Source organism: Arthrobacter sp. UYCu511 (genome assembly GCF_040547105.1).
Taxonomy (GTDB): domain Bacteria; phylum Actinomycetota; class Actinomycetes; order Actinomycetales; family Micrococcaceae; genus Specibacter; species Specibacter psychrochitiniphilus.
On record NZ_JBEPPB010000020.1, the window covers coordinates 1 to 3,324 of the forward strand.

General features: G+C 53.2%; 1 rRNA gene. It reads left to right on the forward strand.

Going from position 1 to position 3,324, the window contains the following annotated elements:
• Window positions 1-33 precede the first annotated feature (33 nt).
• Window positions 34-3,200 (forward strand): 23S ribosomal RNA (locus ABIB48_RS17965).
• Window positions 3,201-3,324: the final 124 nt, after the last annotated feature.

Consider the following 3,324-nt stretch of genomic DNA (forward strand, 5'->3'; position numbering starts at 1 on the left):
TGAGGGTGTGTTGTGTTTGACCCGCATGTGTGTGGTCAAGTTTTTAAGGGCACACGGTGGATGCCTTGGCATTAGGAGCCGAAGAAGGACGTAGGAATCTGCGATAAGCCTCGGGGAGTTGATAACCAAACTTTGATCCGAGGGTGTCCGAATGGGGGAACCCCGCTACCCGGTGTAAGCCGAGGTGGTGACCTGCACCTGAATATATAGGGTGTGTGGAGGGAACGTGGGGAAGTGAAACATCTCAGTACCCACAGGAAGAGAAAACAATAGTGATTCCGTTAGTAGTGGCGAGCGAACGCGGATCAGGCTAAACCGTGTCATGTGTGATAGCCGGCGGGCGTTGCATGGTGCGGGGTTGTGGGACTTACCGATCTAGTTCTGCCGGACTAGGAAGGGGAATGGTGCATGTATAGGTGAACGGTTTTGAATGGCCGACCGTAGAGGGTGAGAGTCCCGTAACTGAAATGCAGTGCACTCCCTGGTGAGTATCCCAAGTAGCACGGGGCCCGAGAAATCCCGTGTGAATCTGTCAGGACCACCTGATAAGCCTAAATACTACCTAATGACCGATAGCGGACAAGTACCGTGAGGGAAAGGTGAAAAGTACCCCGGGAGGGGAGTGAAATAGTACCTGAAACCGTGTGCTTACAATCCGTCAGAGCAAGCGTGCCCCTTTGGGGTAGTTGTTCTTGTGATGGCGTGCCTTTTGAAGAATGAGCCTGCGAGTTAGTGTTACGTCGCGAGGTTAACCCGTGTGGGGAAGCCGTAGCGAAAGCGAGTCTGAATAGGGCGAGTTTAGTGGCGTGATCTAGACCCGAAGCGAAGTGATCTACCCATGGCCAGGTTGAAGCGCGTGTAAGAGCGCGTGGAGGACCGAACCCACTTCAGTTGAAAATGGAGGGGATGAGCTGTGGGTAGGGGTGAAAGGCCAATCAAACTTCGTGATAGCTGGTTCTCCCCGAAATGCATTTAGGTGCAGCGTTGCGTGTTTCTTACTGGAGGTAGAGCTACTGGATGGCTAATGGGCCCTACAAGGTTACTGACGTCAGCCAAACTCCGAATGCCGGTAAGTCAGAGCGTAGCAGTGAGACTGTGGGGGATAAGCTTCATAGTCGAGAGGGAAACAGCCCAGACCACCAACTAAGGCCCCTAAGCGTGTGCTAAGTGGGAAAGGATGTGGGATTGCTTAGACAACCAGGAGGTTGGCTTAGAAGCAGCCATCCTTAAAAGAGTGCGTAATAGCTCACTGGTCAAGTGATTCCGCGCCGACAATGTAGCGGGGCTCAAGTACACCGCCGAAGTTGTGGATTTCAAACATTACCCTAACAAGACGTGTTCTTGTTCAGGGGTTTGGAGTGGTAGGGGAGCGTCGTGTAGGCATTGAAGCCGCAGTGTGAACTAGCGGTGGAGCCTACACGAGTGAGAATGCAGGCATGAGTAGCGAAAGACGGGTGAGAAACCCGTCCGCCGAATGATCAAGGGTTCCAGGGTCAAGCTAATCTGCCCTGGGTAAGTCGGGACCTAAGGCGAGGCCGACAGGCGTAGTCGATGGACAACGGGTTGATATTCCCGTACCGGTGAAGAACCGCCAATATTGAACCAGTGATACTAACCACCCAAAACACCACTGCGTGTCCTTCGGGACCAGGGTGTGTGTGGAGCGTGGAACCTGAACTGGGGAGGTAAACGTATTAACAGGTGTGACGCAGGAAGGTAGCCGAGCCGGGCGATGGTAGTCCCGGTCTAAGGACGTAGGAAACACGATAGGCAAATCCGTTGTGTTGTCTTCAATGACGATTCTGAGATCTGATGGGACCCCCTTACGGGGGAATTCGGTGATCCTATGCTGCCTAGAAAAGCATCGACGTGAGGTTCTAACTGCCCGTACCCCAAACCGACACAGGTGATCAGGTAGAGAATACTAAGGCGATCGAGAGAATTATGGTTAAGGAACTCGGCAAAATGCCCCCGTAACTTCGGGAGAAGGGGGGCCTGCCTCGTGAAGGACACTAGCTGTCCGTGAGCGAGTGTGGGCCGCAGAGACCAGGGGGAAGCGACTGTTTACTAAAAACACAGGTCCGTGCGAAGTCGCAAGACGATGTATACGGACTGACTCCTGCCCGGTGCTGGAAGGTTAAGAGGACCGGTTAGCACACTTGTGTGCGAAGCTGAGAATTTAAGCCCCAGTAAACGGCGGTGGTAACTATAACCATCCTAAGGTAGCGAAATTCCTTGTCGGGTAAGTTCCGACCTGCACGAATGGAGTAACGACTTCCCCGCTGTCTCAACCATAAACTCGGCGAAATTGCAGTACGAGTAAAGATGCTCGTTACGCGCAGCAGGACGGAAAGACCCCGAGACCTTTACTATAGTTTGGTATTGGTGTTCGGAGTGGCTTGTGTAGGATAGGTGGGAGACTGTGAAACCGCAACGCTAGTTGTGGTGGAGTCATCGTTGAAATACCACTCTGGTCACTTTGGACATCTAACTTCGGCCCGTAATCCGGGTCAGGGACAGTGCCTGATGGGTAGTTTAACTGGGGCGGTTGCCTCCTAAAAAGTAACGGAGGCGCCCAAAGGTTCCCTCAGCCTGGTTGGCAATCAGGTTTCGAGTGTAAGTGCACAAGGGAGCTTGACTGTGAGAGGGACACCTCGAGCAGGGACGAAAGTCGGGACTAGTGATCCGGCGGCACATTGTGGAATGGCCGTCGCTCAACGGATAAAAGGTACCTCGGGGATAACAGGCTGATCTTGCCCAAGAGTCCATATCGACGGCATGGTTTGGCACCTCGATGTCGGCTCGTCGCATCCTGGGGCTGGAGTAGGTCCCAAGGGTTGGGCTGTTCGCCCATTAAAGCGGTACGCGAGCTGGGTTTAGAACGTCGTGAGACAGTTCGGTCCCTATCCGCTGCGCGCGCAGGAAATTTGAGAAGAGCTGTCCTTAGTACGAGAGGACCGGGACGGACGAACCTCTGGTGTGTCAGTTGTACTGCCAAGTGCATCGCTGATTAGCTACGTTCGGAAGGGATAACCGCTGAAAGCATCTAAGCGGGAAGCCCACTTCAAGATGAGATTTCCATACACAGTTATGTGTGAGAGGCCCCCAGCTAGACCACTGGGTTGATAGGCCGGACGTGGAAGCGAGGACTAAAGACTCGTGAAGCTGACCGGTACTAATAGGCCGATAACTTACACCACACACACTCTTATAAACATAAGATCTGCTCGCGTTCACTATGTGGTTCCCAACCAACAAACCCACCCGGTTTACTGGCCAAGGAAACCAACCATGATTTTACTAACAAACACGGACCCCGGTCCG